Here is a 21235-nt window from a genome sequence, read left to right on the forward strand (position 1 = left end):
CCAGCTACGCCTTCAGAAGCGGTGATGCAACGTGATCTCCGCGCGCCGCCCCTCGCCCACCAGCCACTGCGTCGTGGTGTAGTAGGCCGTGGAGAAATAGTGCTTGTCCAGAACGTTGAACCCGCGCAGCGTCAGCGTGGTATCTGCGGTGGCCTTCCATTGCAGAGCCATATCGAAGGTGGTGTACGCCCCCAGCTTCAAGGTATTGGCGTTGTCGGCGTAGCGTTTGCCGACATGGCGCAGCCCTCCTGACAGTGTCCAGTTCGAAGCGAGGTTCCAGCCCACCCAGACATTGGCGACACGTTCAGGCACATCGGTGGGCACGTTGCCATTGCGGGACACGGCGACACCGCCAACCGACTCGCTGAAGTCGTCGTACCGCGCCTTGAGCAAGGCCACGTTGGCATCCAGCCGGACCGTCTTGGCGACCTGCATCGACAGGGTGCTCTCCATGCCTTTGGATGACCGCTGCCCCACCTGGATGCGCAGCGCGGGGTTGGCAGGGTCACGCGTGAGCAGATTGTTCTTGGTGATGGAGTACATGGCCAGCGTCCAGTCGCCCTTGCCTTCCCAGAACGATTGCTTGAGGCCGATTTCGAACTGCCGCCCTGTGGACACGTCGAAAGCGGCGTTGGCGGCAGACAGCATCAGCAGGCCGCTCACCGGATCCGCCGCCTTGGATGCCTGGGCATACAGTGACAGGCCGGGGTGGAGTTGGTAGACCGTTCCCAAGCGCCACCCCGCATTGGAGTAGCTGCGCTTGAAGGCCTGCGTACCAGCCACCAGGTCCTGGCGCGAGAGATTTGCATGGTCAAACCGCGCACCTGCCACCAATGACCAGCGGTCCGTCATCTCCAGGCGGTCCTCGGCGAACAGCGCATATTGCTCGGCCTTGTTGCGATAGCGGGGAATGAAGGGAATGGAGCTGGTGTATTGACCGGGATCGGGGTTGTAGGGGTCCACCGGACCGGAGCTGCCCGCATAGGTGTTGTTGGAATGCCGGAATGCCGCGTGGTTGACATCGAAGCCCAGGGACACCTGGTTCTTGCGGCCGAAGAGACTGCCGCTGAAGGTCGCATCCGTGGTGTTGCCGGTCTGCGTCTGGTCATGGGCGATCTCGGTGTTTCCGGATCGGTCGATCAGGCCGGTGGAGGCGTTGTACAGGTAGGTCTCGGCGTTGCGCCAGTAGCGGTCGCTGGCTATGTGATAGAGCTTGCTGCGCACGATCACGTTGCTGGAGGGCGTCCATTGCGCCGCCAGTTCGGTCCAGCGGTCCTTGTACTGGATGCGGCTGTCGGCCACGTTGTAGTTGCGTTCGCGTACCGCCGGATCCTGAACTCCATTGATCAACGGCGTGCCGAAGTAGCGCATGGGCTTTTGCCTGCCCAGCGCGTGGGACAGTTGCACGCTGAAGTCCTGCACCGGATCCCATCGCAAGGCTGCGGAGAGGGTGCGGTTGCTGGAATCACCCCGGTCAACCCATCCGTCGGCGCGGTCGCCACTGGCATCCAGGCGGTAGGACCAGTGCTCATTGATTGCGCCGCCGCTGCCAAAGGCCAGGCCGCGTTTTCCGTCGGTGCCTACCGTGGCCTGAACCTCGTTGCGTATCGGACTGCGCGTGGGCTTCTTGGGAATCACATTGATGACCCCGCCAATGGCGCCATCGCCATAGATCACGGAAGCAGGTCCACGCAGCACTTCGATGCGGTCTACGGACCAGGTATCGAAGGGAAAACTTACGCCCACACCGCCATATTGGCGAGTGCCGTCATACAAGCGCATGACCGACGTGGTGTCGGTGAAGCCCCGTGCCGACAGCGAACTGCCGCTGTTGCCCGGATGCCCCAGGCTGGTGATACCCGTGGAGCGGGTGATTGCATCGACCAGCGAAGTGTCTCCCCTGGCCTGCAGTTGCTCGCGCGTGATCACTTCGACACTGGCGGGCGTATCGCGTGCGCTGAGATCCAGTCGGCTGCCGGTGGCCAGCGGGCGCTCCAGGGCGCTGTCGCCGGATGAGCGCACGGTGACGGTGTCCAGGGTTGTGGAGGCCTGCCCCCAGCTTGCCGAGCAAGCGAACGCCATGGGGAGCAACACCACGGCCCGGGTCTGGCGAGAACGTTGCAAAAAGATGGACGAAGAAGTGTGAACGATGCCTTCGGGCATCGCGGGGCCAATGGAACGGGTCATGAGCGATTTGCGTGCAAGTGAGACCTGCCGTGCCCCACAAGGCCCGGCGGCGAAGGTGCGGCAGGCATCGGGGCCCGTCGCACAAGGCTTACACGCGCGCCGGCGGACCTCTGGGCGGAAGCGGTGCCCCCACCAGCGCGGCAATGCGCGCCGACTCCACGGGCTGCACCGCCAATCCCAACGCCTGCGGCTGTTCAAACTCCGGCGAAGGATGAAGCGAGGCAGGCGTGACCGCCAGGCACAAAGGACAGTCGAGCGAGTGGTGCGTGCCGGCACTCGCCTGTCCTTCGTCATCCAGCACGACGACCTGCATGCTGCCATTGCCCGTGCAAACCACTTCCAGGGAGCGCGGATGCACGATGGGCGACGCCACGGCCATCGCCAATGCCAGCATGAACCACGCCAAAGCAAGGCGGGGCAGCATCAGGCAGTTGCGCAAGGTTTGCATGCGTACGCATTATGGGGGGCCATCGCCCGTTGAGCGAGGCAACTGCCTGGCAAGCTGTTGTGAGTTCCATGCAAAGCTGACTTGCCATCCGCCGCCTTCAAGCGGCGACAGCGCCTTGACCAAGATCAACCGGGCCGGATCTGCATCCGCCATTGCGCAAGAAGGTTGCTGTCGGTCCGATATCGCCGCCATAATCGCGGGCTATGCACACCCTTCGCACATCGTCATTCTGGAAGCGCCTCGCCCTGGCGTGGTTCCTGCTGACGCTGGGTGTTGCGGGCGCTTCGCCCTTCGTCAACCCCAAGACCATGGAGTTCATCTGCTCCAGCGGCGGAGCCATCACCATGGTGGTTCTTGACGACGAGGGCCAGGCCCAGGCGCCAGGTCAGCACACGCTCGATTGCTCGATGTGCCTGGCCCCTGCATTGCCTCTGCCTCCCGTCAGCCTGGCGGTGGCACAACCCCATCCTCTGGCGGCAGCCCTGCATCCGTTTGCAGCGGCCCATATCGCAGCCCTGGTCGGCGCGCCGCTTCCGCCCCGCGGGCCTCCCGCACAGGCCTGATTCCCTCGCATCGATAGCGCGGCTGCCTTGGCCGCGACACCATGGCAAGGCCTTGCGCCACGCCAGTTGCGAGGTCATTTCCTGGCCTGCCCCAAGCCCCCATTGCGCCCGCCTGTGACCAGGCCGGCGGTGCGGCGCATGGGCAATGGCCTGCCCTGGATCGTCCAACAATGACTTGCGCAGTTCAGACGGACTGCGTGCACACCCATGCCTGCCCAACGCTTCACCTGCATTCCGGCCGTTTTCCACAGGTCCTCCATCGCCTCGGCCCTTCTCACACTGGCTGCCGGCGCGCATGCCCAGGAGCCTCGGATGGCCCCCGTCACCGTCAATGCCCGCCCCGTGGTGGAAGAGATGGAGCTGGATGCGTTTTCCTCCAACTCGGCCGTGATCGCCCAGGACCAATTGCGCGACCAGAACGCGGTGGACCTGGCCTCGGCCCTGCGCCGCACGCCCGGTGTGCAGATCTCGCGCTACAACCCCGTGGGTGCCTTTGGCGGCGATCAGGGCGGCGCCGTCTATATCCGCGGCATGGGTATGAGCCGACCCGGCAGCGAGATCAAGACCTATGTGGACGGCGTGCCGTTCTACATGGGACTGTGGAGCCATCCCCTGCTGGACCTGCTGCCCGTCAACGGCATGCAGTCCATCACGGTCTACAAGAGCCCGCAGCCCCAGGTCAATGGCAACAACTTCGCCTCCATCGACTTGCTCACGCGCCGCGCCACCGAGGACGGCGTGCACGGGGATGCCAGGATCTCGGCGGGCTCCTACGGCACCCTCACCGAACAGGCCAGTCTGCTGGGCAGAAGCGGCAACCTGGATTGGAGCCTGGCCCAGGGCTTTGCGCGCTCGGACGGCCACCGCGCCAATGCGGATGGCCGGCTCAGCAACCTCATGGGGCGCATTGGCTACAGGCTGGATGCGAACTGGTCGGTGGCGGCCAGCTTCCTGCAGGTGGACAACAAGGCCAGGGACCCTGGCGACGCACGGCTTGCCGCTGCGGCGCAAGCCCCCCAGTACAACACCAAGGCAAGCATGTTCAGCAGCTCCGTGTCCCACGTGCATGGTGACTGGCGGGGCGAGCTCAAGCTGTACAGCAACCATGGCCGTGGCGACTGGCTGGACCAGCCCGCGCCGGACGGCGACAGCATCAACAAGTTCCGCATGAGCGGCCTGCGCTGGAAGGAACAGTTCTCGCCCTGGAAGGGGGCCACCGTCACTGCAGGCCTGGACCATGACCGCATTTCGGGCGATGCCGCTTTCAACCGCGTCGCACCAGCGCCCCAGGGATTTTTCCAGGCGCCCACCTTCAGGATCACCTCCCCCTATGCGGGACTCAGCCAGGAGATCCCGCTGTCGGCGACATGGAGCCTGGTGCCCTCTGCCGGCCTGCGCATGTACGACCACAGCCAGTTCAACTCCAAGGCGGCCCCCCATGCGGGCCTGTCGCTGGCCTCGGAGCAGTTCACCGTCTACGCCAACCTGTCGCGCGGCATCAACTACCCCGGGCTGGAGACACCGCTGCTGGCATCGCTGATTCCGGCCCTGGGCTCCACGTGGCAGCAGTTGTCCGCCGAGGAGATGGACCACGCCGAACTGGGCTTCAAGTGGACGCTGTCGCAGGCCACGCAGCTTGACGCCAGCATCTTCCACGACAAGGTCAAGAACCGCTATGTCTTCGGCTTTCCGCCCAATGTCCCGCCCCCGCCGCAGTTCATCAACCTGGGCGGCTACACCATGCGCGGCATGGAGCTGTCGCTGCGCCAGGCGCTGGGCGGCGGCTGGTCGGGCTTTGCCGGCCTGACGCTGCTGGACCCCAGCATGGACAACCTGCCCTACAGCCCGCGCCGCGCGCTGACGCTGGGCGTCAATGGCAAGGCCGGCCCGGTGCGGGTCGCCTTCGATGCGCAGTACCAGTCGGCAGTCTGGGCGCTGAGCCGCGCGCGGGGCGCCGATGCCGCCAACACCGAGCGCGTGGCCGGCTTTGCCGTGGCCAACCTGCGAGTGGCCTATCCGGTGCCTGCGCTGGGCAGCAAGGGAGAGGTTTTCCTGGCCGTGGAGAACCTGTTCGACCGCAACTACGCCTATCGCCCCGGCTACCCCATGCCCGGCCGCTCGGCACAGATCGGCGTGGCGGCCAGCTTCTGATCCCCCGCCCGCACAGCCCGCACAAGGAGCACGCATGAGACATCTTTCCGACGGCATGGTCCATATGGACGCGCAGGGCCAGCATCCCTCATCCGCACATCCGGCCCGTTGAGCCGATCGCCTCCTCCACACCATCCACCGTCTGCCTCACGTGATGTCTGTCTCCCTCTCCTTCTCGCGCAGCCCCCTGGCCCTGTCCATCACCCTGGCACTGGCCTCGGCGGCCCATGCCCAGGGCCTGGTCGCCCCCCAACCGTTGAGCCAGGACGACTCCGCCCTGACGCTGGGCACCATCAGCATCACCTCCAAGGCCTCCGGCCCGCTGTCCACACGCAGCGTGTTCAGCTCCGTGGACATCGTGGGCTCGGACATCCTCGAGAACGAGCATGTGGACTACAGCTGGGAGCTGCTGTCCAAGGCGCCCGGCGTGCAGGTCACGCAGTTCAAGCAGGGCACGGATGCCGGGCGCTTCTCCTTCCGGGGCTTCAACGGCGAAGGCCGCATCAATGCGGTCAAGCTGCTGATCGATGGCATCCCCAGCAATGACAACGCCGGGGGCATGCCCTTTCTGGACGCGGTCTTCCCGCTGGACATCGAGGCCATCGAGATCGTGCGCGGCACCAATGACGCGCGCTACGGCCTCAACAACATCGCCGGCAATGCCAACGTGATCACCCGCACGGGCGGCAACGAGGGCCGTGCCAGCGTGACCGTGGGCAGCTTCGGGACCAAGGAGTTGCAGGTGTCCAAGGGCATCGAGAGCGGCAACTGGAGCCAGAACTATTTCCTGGCCTGGCGCGATTCGGACGGCTACCGGGACCATGCCGATGCCCGCAAGCTGTCCCTGTCCGGCAAATGGTTCTACACCTCGGACGATGGCCGCTGGCGCACCGGCGTGATCGCGCGCTACTACCGCAACAAGGCGCTGGAGTCGGGCTACCTCAGCTACGAAGAAGCCATCAAGGCGCCGCGCAGCTCCCCGGCCTACGCGGCGGCCGACCGTGGCGAGCGGGAAACCGGCCAGCTCAGCGCCCACCTGGATGGCGAACTGACGCCCGAGCTGTCGCTGTCCGCCAAGGTCTACGCCAACCAGTACGAGAACCAGCGCTGGGTACGCTTCTCGGCAGCGGGATCGCAGCAGGAGCGCTACAACGACGAGCAGCAGCAAGGCGCCATCACCACCCTGACCTGGCGCCCCAAGGTGGCCTGGGCGCATGAATTCACGCTCGAAGGCGGTCTGGACGCCCAGCGGCAAAGCAACCTGGGCCAGCGCTACCGCACCACGGAGCGCGTGCGGACCTCGCAGTTCCGCGACTGGGACTTCGACCTCCATACGCAGGGCGCCTATGTGCAGGCCGTGATCCGCCCCATCGAAGCCCTGCGGATCATCCCGGCGCTGCGCGTCGACAATGTCGATGGCCACTTCATCGACCGCCTGGCCGGCACGCGCGCCCCCGTGCATGACTATGGCCTGATCAAGCAGCCTAAGATCAGCATCGCCTACACCCTGAGCCAGCAGGCCAGCGTCTACGCGAACTGGGGCCGGACCTTCCAGATCGGCTCGGGCATCGACGCCTACCGCACGCAGGATCGCAACCTCAGGCCCTCCATCAATGATGGCTGGGAAGCGGGCGTCAAGTTCTCTCCCCTGCCCTGGCTCAACGGCCGCCTGGCCTACTGGGAGCAGCGCGCCTCGGGCGAGGTGGCCCGGGTGCTGGGCGTGGACGGCCTGCCCGACCCGGGCGGCCTGGGCAACGTGGGCAAGACGCTGCGCAAGGGCTACGACATCCAGCTCAACATGAAGCCCCATGCCCGCACCACCGCCTGGATCGCCTACTCCCATCAGGTGGCGCGCATCACCGCGCCCGACCCCAGCGCTCCCGCCACCCTGGGCAAGGAAATCGAGAACGTGCCGCACTACCTGGTCTCGGCCGGCGTGGACTGGCAGGCCACGGACCGGCTGAAGCTGTCGGCCTGGGGCAATGCCCAGGGCGACTACTACCTGGAGCGCACCAATACCCAGGGCCGCGCAGGCAAGTTCGCCGTGCTGAACCTGGGTGCCAGCTACCGGCTCTCGGACACCATGGACCTGGGCCTGCAGGTCAAGAACGTCACCAACCGCAAGTACGTCTACGCCTGGTATGACAGCGGCTCCTCGGGCTACTCGCCCGCCGACGGGCGCGGCATCTATGCCAGCATGAACCTGCGCTTCTGATGGACACCTTCCAGCCGTCCACCGCACCAGTCGCGTACCAGTCACGCACCAGGCACGCACCCGACACACACGACATTTTTGCCAACGAAGGAGAAACCCATGAAACGCCACGTCCGTTTGCTTGCCCTCGCCGCCGCCATGATCAGCGGATTCGCCAATGCCCAGGTCAGCGTCAGTGATGCATGGGTGCGCGCCACCGTGCCGCAGCAAAAGGCCACCGGCGCGTTCCTGAAACTGCAGGCCGCACAGGACAGCAAGCTCGTCGCAGCGACTTCGCCCCTGACGCCGGTCGTCGAAGTCCATGAGATGGCCATGCAGGACAACGTGATGAAGATGCGCCAGGTGCCGTCCATCGCCCTGCCGGCAGGCAAGACCGTGGAGCTCAAGCCCGGGGGCTACCACGTGATGCTGCTGGACCTCAAGCAGCAGGTGCAGGAAGGCCAGACCGTGCCGCTGACCCTCATCATCGAAGGCAAGGACGGCAAGCGTGAATCCGTGCAGGTGCAGGCGCCCGTGCGCCCGCTGGCCACCAAGGCGGCGCCCTCGGGCCACGATCACAAGCACTGACACAGGGCCCATGCGCTGCAGCAGCCTCCGCATCAAGCATCTGGTGGCCTTCGGGCCACCCGCCTGGCCGTGGGCGTTGCCGGGCGCACGACAGCGGCGCGACCAGGGCCGGCGCTTTGCCGCCTGGATGGTTGCGGCGCTGCTGTTCGCCTTTGTGCACCCTGCCCTGGCGATGGTGCTGGCATCGGGCCAGGTCAGTGGCGACCCGCTGGCGCGGCTGGCCATGGAAGTCTGCACACCCCTGGGCCTGCAGCAGGCGCAACTGGTGTCTGCTGCAGGCGAGCCCGAAGCCGATGGTCAAACCACGGCCGCTGGCCAGGCGCATTGCCCCCTGTGCCGGGTCGTGGGCGATGCCCCTCCTGATGTGTCCCGCGCGGACCTGCGCTTTGCCGCGCCGCCGCCTCCCACCCCGCTGCCGCCCCAGGCCCTGCGCCCGCGGGACACCGTGCTGCGCGTGGTGCTGAGCACTCCCCCCAGGGCACCTCCCCTTTCCTGACGCCCGAAAGGGCCGCACGGGCGGCATGCCGTCGCCCATTCCCGAACTCCTTTCCCATGCCAAGCCGCGACCCGTGTCACAGCCTGCAGGGTTACCCACGCCTGCGCGCCGCCATGGCCCCAGCGCAGGCACCAAGAAACCGTTTACCCATGCGTACCACTTACTTTGACAACTCCCGCTTTCCCCTCGCCCTGATCGCCACCGCGCTGCCGCTGCTGCTGGCCGCCTGCGGTGGCGGCGGAGGCGGTGACAACGGCCAGCCCACCACGCCCACCACACCCACAGGCCCCCAGGCCGTGGCCATCGAGTTCGCCGCCAAGGCCGGCAACCTGCCCGCCAAATGCGGCACGCCCATCGCCGGCATGGGAACCACCCAGGCCACGGTGGACCTGCATGACCTGCGCTTTTACGTCAGCGGCGTCTCGCTGATCAATGACAAGGGCGAGGCCGTGGCGGTCACCCTGGATGTCAACGACTGGCAGACCAAGGAGGTGACGCTGATCGACCTGGAGGACGGCACCGGCGCATGCGCCGACGCAGGCACGCAGGCGCAGAACACGCAGGTCCGGGGCACGGTGCCCGCAGGCACGTACAAGGGCATCAGGATGACCGTGGGCGTGCCCTCCTCGGTCAACCACACCGACTATGCCGTCGCACCCAAGCCGCTCGATGTGCAGGCCCTGGCCTGGTCCTGGCAGGCCGGCCGCAAGTTCGCCCAGATCGAGGTCAACCCCGTGGGCGGCGTGGCCCGCCCCGCGCCGGCCGCCCCCGGCAAGACGTTCTACGTGCACCTGGGCTCCACCGGCTGCACGGGCAACCCCGTGACCGGCGAGACGGTCAGCTGCGCGCGTCCGGACCGCATGGATTTCGGGTTCGGCGATTTCAATGCCGGCACCCAGAAGGTGGTGCTGGACATTGCGCAGCTGCTGCAGGGCTCGAACGTCAAGGAAGACCTGGGCGGCGCCGCCGGCTGCATGTCCGGGGCCACCGATCCGGAATGCGTGCCCATCTTCAGCGCGCTCAAGATCGATCTGACCACGGGCCGCTCCATCAATGAAGGCAGCGGCCAGACCGTGTTCCGTACCGAGGCCAAGTAATGCACAAGCCCCATTCGCTTCGGCGGGTGGCGGCATGGACCGCCGCCCTGTGCGGCCTTGCCGGGGCCATCGCCCTGGCGGGCTGCGGGGGCGGCGACACCGCCGTCCACGATGACTCCGGCAGCAGCACGGGCTGGTCCTGGGCGCTGCCCTCCTTTTTCCCCACCCCCAAGGTGCCCGACACCAATCCCATGACGGCAGAGAAGGCCGCGCTCGGCCGCTTTCTGTTCTACGACAGGCGCCTTTCGGGCAATGGCACGCAGGCCTGCGCGAGCTGCCACATACAGTCCAAGGCCTTCACCGATGGCCTGACGACATCACTGGGCTCCACAGGGCACGCACATCCGCGCAACGCCCAGAGCCTGGCCAACGTGGTCTACAACGCCACGCTGACCTGGGCCAACCCCTCGCTGGTCACGCTTGAAAAGCAGATGGAGACACCGCTGTTCGGCACGGACCCGGTGGAGATGGGCGTCAACGACAACAACAAGGAGGAAATCCTCGCGCGGCTGGCTGCCGACACCGGCTACGGCCCGCGCTTCGCCAAGGCCTACCCGGGCCAGGCAGCGCCCATCACCTGGGGCAATGTGATCCACGCCATCTCGGCGTTCCAGCGCACCATTCTTTCGGGCAACAGCAAATATGACCAGTACCTCAAGGGCGGCACGGCACTGAGCCCGGCCGAGCAGCGCGGCATGAACCTGTTCTTCGGCGAAAAGGCCGAGTGCTTCCACTGCCACAGCAGCTTCAACTTCAACGACCAGATCGTGCACGCGGGCAGCCGCATCGTCGAGACCCCGTTCCACAACACGGGCCTCTACAACATCGGCGGCACCGGCGCCTTCCCCGAGCCCAACCGGGGCGTCTACGAACTGACCCAGCTCTTCAAGGACATGGGCAAGTTCCGCGCGCCCAGCCTGCGCAATGTGGAAGTCACCGGCCCCTACATGCATGACGGCAGCATCGCGACGCTGGAGGAAGTGCTGCAGTTCTATGCAGCCGGGGGCCGCAACATCACGTCCGGCCCGCATGCCGGCGACGGGCGCGCCAACCCCAACAAGAACGACTTCATCAACCAGATCGCCCTGACGGCCGACGACCGCGCCGACCTGCTGGCCTTTCTCAAAACCCTCACGGACCATGAGCTGCTCACCAACCCCAGGCTCGCCGATCCCTTTGCACAGCAGGCAGGCCAATAGCATGCAACGCACCTTCCTCGCGCAATGCACACCGCTGGCAGCGGCCATCGCCGCCGTCATCGCCTTGGCGGCAGGCGGCGCCGCCGCGCACACCCTGGATGACGGCATACCGCAGACCAACGGCCTGCGCATCGACATGGCGGCGGTGGCCGCCTATCTCCATGGCGACTCCACCTTGCCGGCGCCCAGGCTGGCCGGCACGCTGGGCCTGGGCGACACGCCTGACGACCAGCGCGGCTGGCGGCTGGAGCATGGCACCCTGGGCGCCGGCCTGCGCGTATCTCCCCAACTGGGGGCCAACATCGTGATGGGCTGGCACGACAGCGACCCAGCCCACGTGGAGGCCGCCTGGATGGAGGCGCGCAGCGGCTCAGACGCCGAGCTGACCCTGGGCGCAGGCCGCAACCGCGTGCCCATGGGGCAGGTGCTCACGCGTGCCGGGCACTTCGACCGCTACGGCCAGATGCCGCTGGCCAAGCGGGCGGCCTTCAACGGCGACTGGATCGAGGATGGCGTCAACGCCGCCTGGCGTCCCCACCTGCAAGGCGCCATGTCCTGGCTGCAGGGCATTGACCTGGGGCTTTGGCGCGCCCGGCGCTTTCCCGGCAGCGACAACGCCGCCTGGGCGCCCGTCCTGCATGCCAGCGCCGCCTGGACCTCGGTGGAGGCAGACGTCTTCTACAGCCGGATGCAGCCCAAGGGGCGCGGCGCCTATGTGCAGCGCTCCAACAGCGGCCACATCCACACGGCGCCACAGTGCAATGCCAGCCTGCGCGACATCACCTGCTTCGACGGCACCGTGGACCTGGCCGGGGCCAGCGCTACCTGGACCACGCCGCTGCCCGGCGTCCAGCTCACCGCAGCAGGCATCTGGCGGCGCGAAAGCGGAAACCTCTATTCCCAGAACGGCGACACCCGCTACCAGGGCCGCACGCTGGGCGGCTGGCTGGAGGTGCTCTGGCAGCCGCGCGCACGCTGGGAATTCGGCGCCCGCCAGGAATGGCTCAGAAGCACCAATCGCGTCAGCGGGCCGGGCGCCCTGCTGGTGGCCACGGACGCCAACCTGCTGCCCAACAACCCATCGCGCCGCTTCACGGCCATGGCCGGCTGGCGCCCCGTCAAAAGCGTTCTGATCGCGCTTGAAGCCGGGCGCGAGCACATTGCCGGCAAAGGCCATACGGTGGCAGGCCTGCGGCTGATCTGGACCCCCGATGCCCTGTTGGAAAGGAACTGGAAATGACCACAATGCTTCGCCGCCAGGCGCTTGGAATGCTGCTGGGCACGGGCTGTGCCCTGACACTGCCGCTGACGGCACGGGCCCATGACTTCCGGGCGGGAGACCTGGTCATAGACCACCCCTACGCCACGCCCTCCATCGCCGGCTCCAGCAACGGGGCGGCGTATTTGCGGGGGATCAGGAACAAGGGAAAGAACGCCGACCGGCTCATCGGGGCCAGCACGCCAGCGGCCGCACGCGTGGAGCTGCATGAGATGAAGATGGAGGGCGACATCATGCGCATGCGCGAAGTGCCCTTCATCGAACTGCCCGCAGGCCAGGAGGTGCAGTTGCGCCATGGCCAGTCACACCACCTCATGCTGATCGGACTCACGCAGCCCCTGCGCGAGGGTGATCGCTTCGATCTGACGCTGCAGTTCGAAAAGGCTGGCGAATACAAGGTCAAGGTCTGGGTGCAGCAACCCAAGCGCATGCCATCCGGACACCAACACCCGCATTGAACGGACATGCGGCAGGAGCCGTGCCCCACAGGTCGAGATGCAGCCATGAACTGCTGCAATCGCCACCATGGGGCTTGCCGGCAGCTCAGTCTTCGTCCAGCGCCTCAAACCGCTCGGCCAGGAAATCCAGCAGCGCCCGCACGGCCGGCAGCAGCCCGCGCCGAGAGGCGAACACCGCGTGGATGATCTCGCGCCGTGGCGCCCAGCCCGGGATGACGTGGACCAGTTCACCGCGCGCGATCTGCTCGCGCACCATCATCGAGGGCAGTTGCACCACGCCCACCCCCGCCAAGGCCGCCGCGCGCAGCGCCAGCATGCCGCGCGTGACCAGGCGCGGCCGGTGGCGGATGGCCGCCTGCGTGCCGTCCGGGCCGATCAGGTGCCACACATGCTCGTGCTGCGGCAGGCCCAGGTCCATGCTCGGCAGGCCTGCCAGGTCGGCGGGCACCTGGGGGATGCCGCCTGTCAGCAGCTGCGGGCAGGCCACCAGGCATTGACCGCGCTCGGCGAGCATGCGCATCACCAGGTCGCTGTCCTCCAGCGGCGGCGGGCGCACGCGGATGGCAACGTCGATTCCCTCGCCCACCACGTCGACGCGGCGGTTGGTTTCCTCGAGGTGGATCTCCACGCGCGGATACGCGGCCATGAAGGCCGCCAGCATGTCGGCGATGCGCGCATCGAGCAGCGCCACCGGGCAGGTCATGCGCACGATGCCGCGCGGCTCGGCGTGGGTCAGCGCGATGGCCTCGTCGGCGGCGTCGGCCTCCACCAGCATCGCCTTGCAGTGGCCGTAGTAGGTCTGGCCGGTCTCGGTGACGGCAAATCGCCGCGTGGAGCGCTGGATCAGGCGCGTGCCGAGACGCTCCTCAAGCTGCGCGATGCGCCGGCTCAGCTTGGATTTGGGCATCCCCAGCGCGCGGCCCGCGGGCGCAAAGCCGCCGTGGTCCACCACCTGCACGTAGTAGTAGAGGTCGTTCAGGTCTTTCATTGCACACCGCCTTCATCGTTCCTCAGATAGGACTCTGATGGCAAATATTAACGACTACCGCGTTCATCGTTCAAATCCTATTCTCTATCCGTCAGCCAAGACCTTTGTCTCGGCGACACAAGGAGATCAGCATGAAGAAAATCCTCGGTGTCTACAGCGCCCCCCGCATGCACTGGGTAGGCGACGGTTTTCCGGTGCGCTCGCTGTTCGGCTACGACGGGCTGGGCAAGCACCTGAGCCCGTTCCTGCTGCTTGACCACGCGGCGCCGACGCCCTTTGGGCCGACCGACCGGCCGCGCGGCGTCGGCCAGCACCCGCACCGTGGTTTCGAGACCGTGACCATCGTCTACCAGGGCGAGCTGGAGCACCGCGACTCCACCGGCGCCGGCGGCCTGATCGGCCCCGGTGACGTGCAGTGGATGACCGCTGGCGGCGGCATCCTGCACGAGGAATTCCACTCGCGCGCCTTCACCGAACGCGGCGGAACCATCGAGATGGTGCAGCTCTGGGTCAACTTGCCCGCCAAGGACAAAATGACCGCGCCGGGCTACCAGACGCTGCTGGATGCGCAGATTCCCTGGGCGGACCTGGCGGAAGGCGCGGGCCGTGTGCGGGTGATTGCCGGCGAGTTCGGCGGCCACCGCGGCCCGGCGCAGACCTTCACGGCGATGGACGTGTGGGACATCCGCATCCGCCATGGCGGCGTGGGCCGGTTCGACGCGAAGGACGGCCACACGCTGGCCCTGGTGGTGCTCCACGGCTCGGTGCTGGTCAACGGCGCCATCGCGCGGGAAGGACAACTGGTGCACCTGGAGCGCGCCGGCAGCGGCGTGGAGATCGAGGGCAGCAGCGACGCCACCGTGCTGTGGCTGTCCGGCGAGCCCATCGATGAGCCGGTGGTGGGCTATGGCCCGTTCGTGATGAACAGCGAGGCCGAGATCCGTCAGGCCATGACCGACTTCAACAGCGGACGCTTCGGCCAGATGGCGCACTGAGCGCCGCAGGGCTCCCGCCGGGAGTCCTGCATGTTTCCCCCGACGCGGCTTTGTTCAGCCGGGGCCTGCTGCCCCGGTCGTGCACGGCTGCGCCTGAACCGCCCATCCCGGGCACTTTGCAACCCCAAGGAGATTCACCATGACCAAGCCCTACGTCCGCCTGGACAAGGACAACGCCGCCGTGCTGCTGGTAGACCACCAGACCGGCCTGCTCTCCCTTGTACGCGACATCGACCCGGACAAGTTCAAGAACAGCGTGCTGGCGCTGGCCGACATCGCCAGCTATTTCAAGCTGCCCACCATCCTGACGACCAGCTTCGAGAACGGCCCCAACGGACCGCTGGTGCCGGAGCTCAAGAGCCAGTTTCCCCAGGCGCCCTACATCGCCCGGCCCGGCAACATCAACGCCTGGGACAACGAGGACTTCGTCAAGGCCGTGAAGGCCACGGGCAAGAAGCAACTCATCATCGCCGGCGTGGTGACCGAGGTGTGCGTGGCCTTCCCCGCACTGTCGGCCATCGAGGAAGGCTTCGACGTCTTCGTGATCACTGACGCCTCCGGCACCTTCAACTCCATCACCCGCGATGCGGCGTGGAATCGCATGTCGCAGGCCGGCGTGCAACTGATGAGCTGGTTCGGCGCTGCCTGCGAACTGCACCGCGACTGGCGCAACGATGTGCAGGGGCTGGGCACTCTGTTTTCCAACCACATCCCCGACTACCGCAACCTGATCACGAGCCACACCACGTTCACCCAGGGCAATTGAGGAGAAGACCGTGAGCACACCCCAAACCATCGCCAACTTCAACGGCGCCCGCCCGGTCATCGATCCCGACAATGCGGCGATGCTGCTGATCGACCATCAAAGCGGCCTGTTCCAGACCATCAAGGACATGCCCTTCACCGAGGTACGTGCCAATGCCACCACACTCGCCAAGGTAGCGACACTGGCGAAGATCCCGGTCATCACCACCGCATCGGTGCCGCAGGGTCCGAACGGCCCCTTGATCCCCGAGATCCACCAGTACGCCCCGCATGCCCGGTACGTTGCGCGCAAGGGCGAGATCAACGCCTGGGACAACCCGGAGTTCGTCGCTGCCGTCAAGGCCACCGGGCGCAGGCAGCTCATCATCGCGGGGACGATCACCAGCGTCTGCATGGCCTTTCCCAGCATCGCCGCGGTGCACGAGGGCTACCAGGTCTTCGCGGTGATCGACGCCTCGGGGACCTACTCGAAAATGGCGCAGGAAATCACGCTGGCGCGCATCGTGCAGGCTGGTGTCGTGCCGATGGACACGGCGGCGGTGTGCTCGGAGGTGCAAAAGACCTGGAACCGCGAGGACGCGTTGCAGTGGGCGCAGGCCTACAGCGCAGTCTTCCCGCCGTACCAGTTGCTGATCGAAAGCTACTCCAAGGCGCAGGAAGTGGCCAGGAACAGTGAGCAGCTGGATTCGCAACGCACCTGACTGCGGTAGCACGGCACGGGTACGAGGCCGCTTGCCCAAGGTGTCGGCGGCCATGGTGGAATTCGTGGATGAGGCGCAGGACTGAGACCCCGGCCCCTGTGGCGCTCAGCGCCAGCAGTCCTCCACCGTTCCCAGGGGCGAGATGCCTTTCACGCCCAGGGCGTTCAGGGTGTAGTCGCCGCAGCGCCTGTCCGATGCCTGGCGGCCGGTGCGCGTGGCCTTGAGCGTGTAGCCGCCGTCATTGGCGGCCGTGGCCATCGTCAGGGTGTAGTGGCCGTTCTCGGACTTGTCTCCCCAGGGCAGCCTGAGGTTGGCGACGGAACTTGTGTATCCGCCGTTCTGCGCCCGCCAGCGCTCCTGCCGGGCGGCGGCCTCGCCCAGCAGGCTTTGCGCTTCCACGCGCCGCGATCGCAGCACGTATTCCTGGTAGGAGGGGTAGGCGATCGCCGAAAGAATGGCGACCACCGCCACCGTGATCATCAGCTCGATCAGCGTGAATCCATGTAGCTTGCTGCGCACGCATTTCTCCTTGGGGGCCCGCAGGGCCAGCCAGACGGCCGGGGCCGGCAGGCCCCTGTGTGTAGTGGATGGGTGTGTAGTGGATGGGATGGCGGTCACGGGTTCGCTGGCTGGCGGCGCCAGCTCTGTCGCCCCCGGTCCACTCCGCTGTTGATATCGTCGCCCCCGGTCTTGACTGGGTCTCCCGCCCCGCTTGGCTTTCCGCTGGAGTCGAAGATCTTCGCGCCGCTGATGGTAGGCCTGCCCGGCCCCACCTCGCGGCCGTTGACCTGCTGGCCTGCCAGGTTGTCGGAGGCGTTGAAGATGCCGTCGCCGTTCACATCGAAGGCGACATAGTCGGTCTTGCCCCCGGTGTCGGGATCGATGGCGTAGATCGTGCTGGCCAGGCCTGCGGAGCAAGGGTCGCCCAGCGGTGGCCGGATGGAGGTGAACACCAGTCCCCGCCCGTACAGGCTCATGTCGTAGACCAGTCTTTCTCCATCGCGCGGCAGATCGACGTACCAGCCCCAGCTGTGCACATTGGAGTCGGCGGTGCTGGTGGCGTCCTTGTACCAGGTGACCGGGTTGGCCGACAGGGCGAACTTGCCCGGAAAGCCGCTCACCTGGGTGAACTGCTGGGCCTGCAGATCCCCGCGCCCCTTGCCGGCGGTAGGCAGCGGCTGCGGCGCAGTCGTGGCGGGTGTGCCGTAGCGATCCCAGATACCGAACACCGATTGCCGGCGCATGTCCAGCTTGTCGTCATCCGTCATGAAGCGGCCCGTGCCGAAGGCCACCACATCGCCCTTGCCGCTGGAGTGCCGCACCACGTAGGGTGCGGTGGTGATGGACAGCCGCTTGCCGCCGCTGCGTTCGGACTCGCGTGCCACAAAGAACAGTTGCGCATTCCATGAGCCGCTGGCGCCACTGGCCAGGTCCACGCGCCATACATTGCCCGCAAGATCACCGGCATAGGCCACGTCCACCTTGCCATCGCCGTTGTTGTCCACCACGGCGGCGCGCGACAGGCCGTTTTTCGGCGCAGGCAGCGCGCTCAACTCCGCGGCCGTCATGCCTGCCGCGAAGTCAAAGCGCCGGATGACCTCGCCACTGGAAACATCCAGCACAAACAGGCTGGACTCGCCGGAGGCGCTGTTCGACGCCTGGTAGCCATTGGACAGGAATACCACCCACTTGCCCATGGACCGGCCGGCGTCGTTGAGCCGCGCCACGACAGGCGCGGGCATCGAGTAACCCATGCGTTCGTCCTGTTCAACCCCGAACTCCCACAGCAACCGGGGGGAGGTGGGGTCCGTGACGTCCAGCGCGAAGACCTGCCGCCCGCCCGCGCCCAGGCTGCCGACCAGCACCCTGTGCCAGGCGTTGCCGAAGTAGACATCCGAGACCACGGGCGTCCCGTCCACGAAGTAGCGGTGGGGAGCGCCGCCCGCGCCATACCGGGACGCCAGGACATTGAGCGAATCCTTCACGCCCGATGGAATGAAGGCGAACTCCTCCTTGCCCGATGCCGCGTCGAAGGCGTGCAGCATGCCGTCGTTGGCGCCCACATACAACATCTCCTTGGCAGCCTGTTTCGCGGCAAAGGCGGCATAGGTGGTGCTGCCCTCCAGCTTGTCCGCGGCAGAGGCGCGGTACAGGCCGCCCTTGACCCGCACCAGCGAGGAATTGACGATATCGCCCAGCACATTGGGCTTTCCGCTGTCCAGGGGCTTGCGCACGCGCAAGTCATCGCGCACCTCGCCACGCAGGAACTCGATGCGCTTTTTTGCCTGGCCATCGGCGGAGTTCGTGGCAGGGTCCGTGTTGAGCACGGCCAGCCAGGACGCATCGGAGCGCTGCCCGCTGAGACTGGAGTACGTGAAAGGGCTCAGCGACACGGCACTGCCGGTCCTGCTGGGATAGTAGATCTTGCGGTCATCGGCGGACCGCTCCGACAGGAGTTCCGCCGCGCTCCAGACCAGCGTTCTGTCGCTGGTGGTGAGCTTCTCGCGGATGACATCGCCGCTCCAGTACTGGACCTCGAACGTGGTCCGGTACAGGTCGGCGCCTTCGCCCAGTGTCGCAGTGGGCATGTCCACGCTGACCGCCGTCACGGAACTGATGCTCTGCAGGATGTCGTTGAACGCCTTGGTCAATTGGTCCTTGAGCGTGCCGGCATTGGTCACCAGAAAATAGTTGTCCGGATCTCCCGTGATCTTGGAGGGGTCGCGGTCCGGCACTCCGTACTTGGCGGCATACCACAGAGGCCCCTTCAGGAAGCTGCCCGCGTCGGTCGCATTGCCGGGAGTGAAGCTGCGGGTGGCCGTGAGTCCCAGGTTCGTGCATTCCGTGCGCTGCTGGGCCGAGATGCTGCCCCGGCAGTAGCCCGGATCGCGATTGGGTGGCGTGTTGTAGGCGTAGTAGGCCGAGGCCGTGTCCTTGTCACGCACCTCCAGGTACATGCCGTCCTTGGTGGTGCCCGAGATCACATAGCCCATGTGCTGTCCCAGGCCGCCAGCGGCGTATTCGGACACCATGTCGATCTTCACCTTGCCATCGGCCTGCAGCGCGACCGTGTAGCGCGCGATGGCGTCCATGTCATGGTCGGCGCCCTGCTCCACGTCCTCGTAGTTGATGCGGAACTCCGCATAGGGCCGCCCGCCATTGACCGAGGCATCGATGTCCGCCTTGCCCGTGTTGGCAATGTTGACCACGTAGTAGTCGACGATCTGGTTGGTCGGCGTGAAGACCGCATTGTTCACGGTGCTGCCGCCGGCACTGCCGGAGACGGTCTTGGCAAACGGCGCAATGGTCACAAAGCGTTTGCCGCCGATCGGAAAGCGTATTTCCGGCAGCGGTGACGCAATGGCCACGGAGTAGGTCCTCAGCGCATTCTTGCCCTGGCTGTTGCCGAAGATGGCATTCCTGGCGCCGAAACGGGCCACGCCGGCGGCATAGTAGGTGCCTTCCTTGCTGGGCTCCTCGGGAGACAGGCCGCGCGCCCAGGACAGGTCTGCAATGGTCTTGACCGAAGGAGCCTGGTCGGCATTGCCCGACGTTGACTGGCCGATGAAGAAGTTCTTCCCGTCTATGCGCTCGGCCGAGCCGATGGCCGCCACCTCGTCAGAGACATTGAAGCCATTGAGGGCGCTGGCGCCGACGCTCGCGTAGCGGCTGCCAGGCAGCTTGCCGTCGTAGGAGGGATTGATGTCGCTGAGCACCGTCATGACGGGACGGGAGCAGTACTGGTAGCCGCCCCCGCCTTCGGCCTTGGCCCTGTAGGGCGTTTCCCAGGCGGGCTTGGACAGGCCCAGGGACGCATCCTTGGAGGAGCCGCCGGCGTAGTCATAGATGCCGAGGGCCTGGGACGCGCCGCCGAAATAGCGCATGGTCTCGAACATCATTTCGCTGATGGGATTGCCCCACATGGCGCACTTCGAAGGCTTGTCCAGCGAACTGATGGGGCCGGACGTGATCCAGCCGCATTCCACGTATTTGCCGCCGGTGTAGCCGATCAGGCGCTGGCGGTCTATGTTGGCGACCACGCCATTGACACCCGTCCTGAACTGGCCCGTCTGAGGGTCGACTTCCTCTGCGAAATTGCTGATATTGCGGCGCAGCACGCCGCCGGCGATGTTTTTCTCGTACGAGCCTGTGAGCAGGCCGAAGTACATCTTCCCGTTCTCTCCGAAGTCGTGCAGCAGCCCCGTGGGCTTGTAGATGGTCTTGCCGCCGTTGGGATAGGCCTTGCAGCTGGCCTCGAGCAACTGGACATTGCTGCTGGAGCAGGCCTCCACAAGCAGGTTGTAGTCGGTGATCCTGCTGGTGCCTCGCGCGCACGAATTGCCGCCTGCACAGTTGCTCTGCCCTGCAAAGCCCTCCTGGGACACCCAATCCCAGATCTGGAACGAGGAGTCATTGAGCACGCGCAACTGGGTGATGACGCCAGCGGCCTCCCCCAGCGTGGTGACGGCAAACAGATGGCGCGTGCCGACCGCCGGCTGGCGCAGCGGCGCATAGTCCGAAATGCTGTAGACCCCGAGATCCCGCGCAGGGTCATAGGCCTTGCCCCAGCTGTGCGCATCCCTGGGAATGTAGGCGGTCTGCAAAACGGTGCGCGAAGCCGTGTCCTCCGCACGCATGCCGCCATAAAGCACGCGGCGTATGGCATCCATGCGCGATGTGCCCAGATAGTTCAGGAAGTCGCCACTCCAGTTGTTCGAGCACTTTTTCCTGTTGCTTCCGGTCGCTGCCTGCGAGGGCACGAAAACACCCTTGGAATAGCTGTAGCAGACGTTGTTGTTGAAGTAGCCGTAGTAGTCGATCTGGTCTGGCTTGTACCCGACATCGATCACACCGTCGCCGTTGAGGTCGGAGGCATCGTTGTAGGCCTCGTAGTACAGCTTGTGGTCACGCCCCATCACCAGCATGTTCAAGGGCGCCAACGCCTGGTTCACGAACAGCGGCATCTGGGACAGCACGGTGTCCGCGCGCCCCTGGGCATGCGCCGGCGTACTGGCCAGTGCCAGTGCGCACGTCCACAGCGCCAGGGCCGGCCACGCGCGTGCCCGGCCCTGGCGCGCCCTCGGGCCATGCATGGTTTTCCAACTTGCAATGCGAGCCATTGAAGC

Annotated in this window: 17 protein-coding genes; 12 read left to right on the plus strand and 5 right to left on the minus strand. The window is 66.2% G+C overall.

Annotated elements, in window-relative coordinates:
- Nucleotides 1-12 precede the first annotated feature (12 nt).
- Complete coding sequence (locus AAN986_RS18075; RefSeq protein ID WP_047219088.1) at nt 13-2187, minus strand: TonB-dependent receptor; 2175 nt, start codon at nt 2185-2187, stop codon at nt 13-15.
- Between the two features lie 88 nt (nt 2188-2275).
- Nucleotides 2276-2635 carry a DUF2946 family protein gene (locus tag AAN986_RS18080; protein WP_047219087.1) on the minus strand — a complete coding sequence of 120 codons (360 nt, stop codon included), beginning with the start codon at nt 2633-2635 and terminating at the stop codon, nt 2276-2278.
- Nucleotides 2636-2838: 203 nt separating this feature from the next.
- Between AAN986_RS18080 and AAN986_RS18085 the strand changes: the two genes are divergently transcribed.
- The 9 genes from AAN986_RS18085 (at nt 2839) to AAN986_RS18125 (ending at nt 12660) form a co-directional block, all read left to right on the plus strand.
- A complete protein-coding gene (locus AAN986_RS18085; protein ID WP_016445422.1) occupies nt 2839-3198 on the plus strand; it encodes a hypothetical protein in 360 nt (119 codons plus the stop codon).
- Between the two features lie 312 nt (nt 3199-3510).
- Nucleotides 3511-5349: a TonB-dependent receptor gene (locus tag AAN986_RS18090; protein WP_047219145.1), complete on the plus strand. Its 1839-nt coding sequence runs from the start codon at nt 3511-3513 to the stop codon at nt 5347-5349.
- Between the two features lie 154 nt (nt 5350-5503).
- Complete coding sequence (locus AAN986_RS18095; RefSeq protein WP_047219086.1) at nt 5504-7564, plus strand: TonB-dependent receptor; 2061 nt, start codon at nt 5504-5506, stop codon at nt 7562-7564.
- A 99-nt stretch (nt 7565-7663) separates the two neighbouring features.
- Nucleotides 7664-8131, plus strand: a complete 468-nt coding sequence (locus AAN986_RS18100) for a copper chaperone PCu(A)C (RefSeq protein WP_013803107.1) — start codon at nt 7664-7666, stop codon at nt 8129-8131.
- A gap of 10 nt (nt 8132-8141) precedes the next feature.
- The gene (locus AAN986_RS18105; protein ID WP_047219085.1) at nt 8142-8627 is read left to right on the plus strand and encodes a DUF2946 family protein; all 486 of its coding nucleotides are present in this window, start codon (nt 8142-8144) and stop codon (nt 8625-8627) included.
- A gap of 149 nt (nt 8628-8776) precedes the next feature.
- On the plus strand, nt 8777-9724 hold the full coding sequence (locus AAN986_RS18110) for an MbnP family copper-binding protein (protein WP_047219084.1): 948 nt from the start codon (nt 8777-8779) through the stop codon (nt 9722-9724).
- Nucleotides 9724-10923: a methanobactin export MATE transporter MbnM gene (locus AAN986_RS18115; RefSeq protein WP_047219083.1), complete on the plus strand. Its 1200-nt coding sequence runs from the start codon at nt 9724-9726 to the stop codon at nt 10921-10923. Before AAN986_RS18110 ends, AAN986_RS18115 begins: the two co-directional genes overlap by 1 nt.
- 1 nt (nt 10924) lies before the next feature.
- The gene (locus AAN986_RS18120; RefSeq protein WP_047219082.1) at nt 10925-12163 is read left to right on the plus strand and encodes a hypothetical protein; all 1239 of its coding nucleotides are present in this window, start codon (nt 10925-10927) and stop codon (nt 12161-12163) included.
- Entirely contained in the window at nt 12160-12660 is a 501-nt protein-coding gene (locus tag AAN986_RS18125) for a copper chaperone PCu(A)C (protein WP_013803112.1), read from the plus strand. Before AAN986_RS18120 ends, AAN986_RS18125 begins: the two co-directional genes overlap by 4 nt.
- An 85-nt stretch (nt 12661-12745) precedes the next feature.
- Here the strand turns inward: AAN986_RS18125 and AAN986_RS18130 are convergent, their stop codons facing one another.
- Nucleotides 12746-13648: a LysR family transcriptional regulator gene (locus AAN986_RS18130; protein ID WP_016445413.1), complete on the minus strand. Its 903-nt coding sequence runs from the start codon at nt 13646-13648 to the stop codon at nt 12746-12748.
- A gap of 131 nt (nt 13649-13779) precedes the next feature.
- Between AAN986_RS18130 and AAN986_RS18135 the strand changes: the two genes are divergently transcribed.
- The 3 genes from AAN986_RS18135 (at nt 13780) to AAN986_RS18145 (ending at nt 16109) form a co-directional block, all read left to right on the plus strand.
- Nucleotides 13780-14643 (plus strand): pirin family protein, encoded by an 864-nt coding sequence (locus AAN986_RS18135; RefSeq protein ID WP_017404961.1) that lies wholly within the window; start codon nt 13780-13782, stop codon nt 14641-14643.
- Between the two features lie 139 nt (nt 14644-14782).
- On the plus strand, nt 14783-15409 hold the full coding sequence (gene ycaC, locus AAN986_RS18140; RefSeq protein ID WP_047219081.1) for an isochorismate family cysteine hydrolase YcaC: 627 nt from the start codon (nt 14783-14785) through the stop codon (nt 15407-15409).
- Between the two features lie 10 nt (nt 15410-15419).
- Nucleotides 15420-16109, plus strand: a complete 690-nt coding sequence (locus AAN986_RS18145) for a hydrolase (RefSeq protein WP_047219080.1) — start codon at nt 15420-15422, stop codon at nt 16107-16109.
- Between the two features lie 105 nt (nt 16110-16214).
- Here AAN986_RS18145 and AAN986_RS18150 read toward each other — a convergent pair whose 3' ends face one another.
- Nucleotides 16215-16628, minus strand: a complete 414-nt coding sequence (locus AAN986_RS18150; RefSeq protein ID WP_174538912.1) for a type IV pilin protein — start codon at nt 16626-16628, stop codon at nt 16215-16217.
- Between the two features lie 95 nt (nt 16629-16723).
- The gene (locus AAN986_RS18155) at nt 16724-21202 is read right to left on the minus strand and encodes a PilC/PilY family type IV pilus protein (RefSeq protein WP_241150415.1); all 4479 of its coding nucleotides are present in this window, start codon (nt 21200-21202) and stop codon (nt 16724-16726) included.
- Between the last annotated feature and the right edge of the window lie 33 nt (nt 21203-21235).

The organism is Delftia sp. DS1230, assembly GCF_040112715.1.
Classification (GTDB): Bacteria; Pseudomonadota; Gammaproteobacteria; order Burkholderiales; family Burkholderiaceae_C; genus Comamonas; species Comamonas tsuruhatensis.

Bases quoted from the DNA above. Each gene is read 5' to 3' on its own strand.
- AAN986_RS18075 (WP_047219088.1), bottom strand. From the start codon at position 2,187: ATGACCCGTTCCATTGGCCCCGCGATGCCCGAAGGCATCGTTCACACT.
- AAN986_RS18080 (WP_047219087.1), bottom strand. From the start codon at position 2,635: ATGCAAACCTTGCGCAACTGCCTGATGCTGCCCCGCCTTGCTTTGGCG.
- AAN986_RS18085 (WP_016445422.1), top strand. From the start codon at position 2,839: ATGCACACCCTTCGCACATCGTCATTCTGGAAGCGCCTCGCCCTGGCG.
- AAN986_RS18090 (WP_047219145.1), top strand. From the start codon at position 3,511: ATGGCCCCCGTCACCGTCAATGCCCGCCCCGTGGTGGAAGAGATGGAG.
- AAN986_RS18095 (WP_047219086.1), top strand. From the start codon at position 5,504: ATGTCTGTCTCCCTCTCCTTCTCGCGCAGCCCCCTGGCCCTGTCCATC.
- AAN986_RS18100 (WP_013803107.1), top strand. From the start codon at position 7,664: ATGAAACGCCACGTCCGTTTGCTTGCCCTCGCCGCCGCCATGATCAGC.
- AAN986_RS18105 (WP_047219085.1), top strand. From the start codon at position 8,142: ATGCGCTGCAGCAGCCTCCGCATCAAGCATCTGGTGGCCTTCGGGCCA.
- AAN986_RS18110 (WP_047219084.1), top strand. From the start codon at position 8,777: ATGCGTACCACTTACTTTGACAACTCCCGCTTTCCCCTCGCCCTGATC.
- AAN986_RS18115 (WP_047219083.1), top strand. From the start codon at position 9,724: ATGCACAAGCCCCATTCGCTTCGGCGGGTGGCGGCATGGACCGCCGCC.
- AAN986_RS18120 (WP_047219082.1), top strand. From the start codon at position 10,925: ATGCAACGCACCTTCCTCGCGCAATGCACACCGCTGGCAGCGGCCATC.
- AAN986_RS18125 (WP_013803112.1), top strand. From the start codon at position 12,160: ATGACCACAATGCTTCGCCGCCAGGCGCTTGGAATGCTGCTGGGCACG.
- AAN986_RS18130 (WP_016445413.1), bottom strand. From the start codon at position 13,648: ATGAAAGACCTGAACGACCTCTACTACTACGTGCAGGTGGTGGACCAC.
- AAN986_RS18135 (WP_017404961.1), top strand. From the start codon at position 13,780: ATGAAGAAAATCCTCGGTGTCTACAGCGCCCCCCGCATGCACTGGGTA.
- ycaC (WP_047219081.1), top strand. From the start codon at position 14,783: ATGACCAAGCCCTACGTCCGCCTGGACAAGGACAACGCCGCCGTGCTG.
- AAN986_RS18155 (WP_241150415.1), bottom strand. From the start codon at position 21,202: ATGCATGGCCCGAGGGCGCGCCAGGGCCGGGCACGCGCGTGGCCGGCC.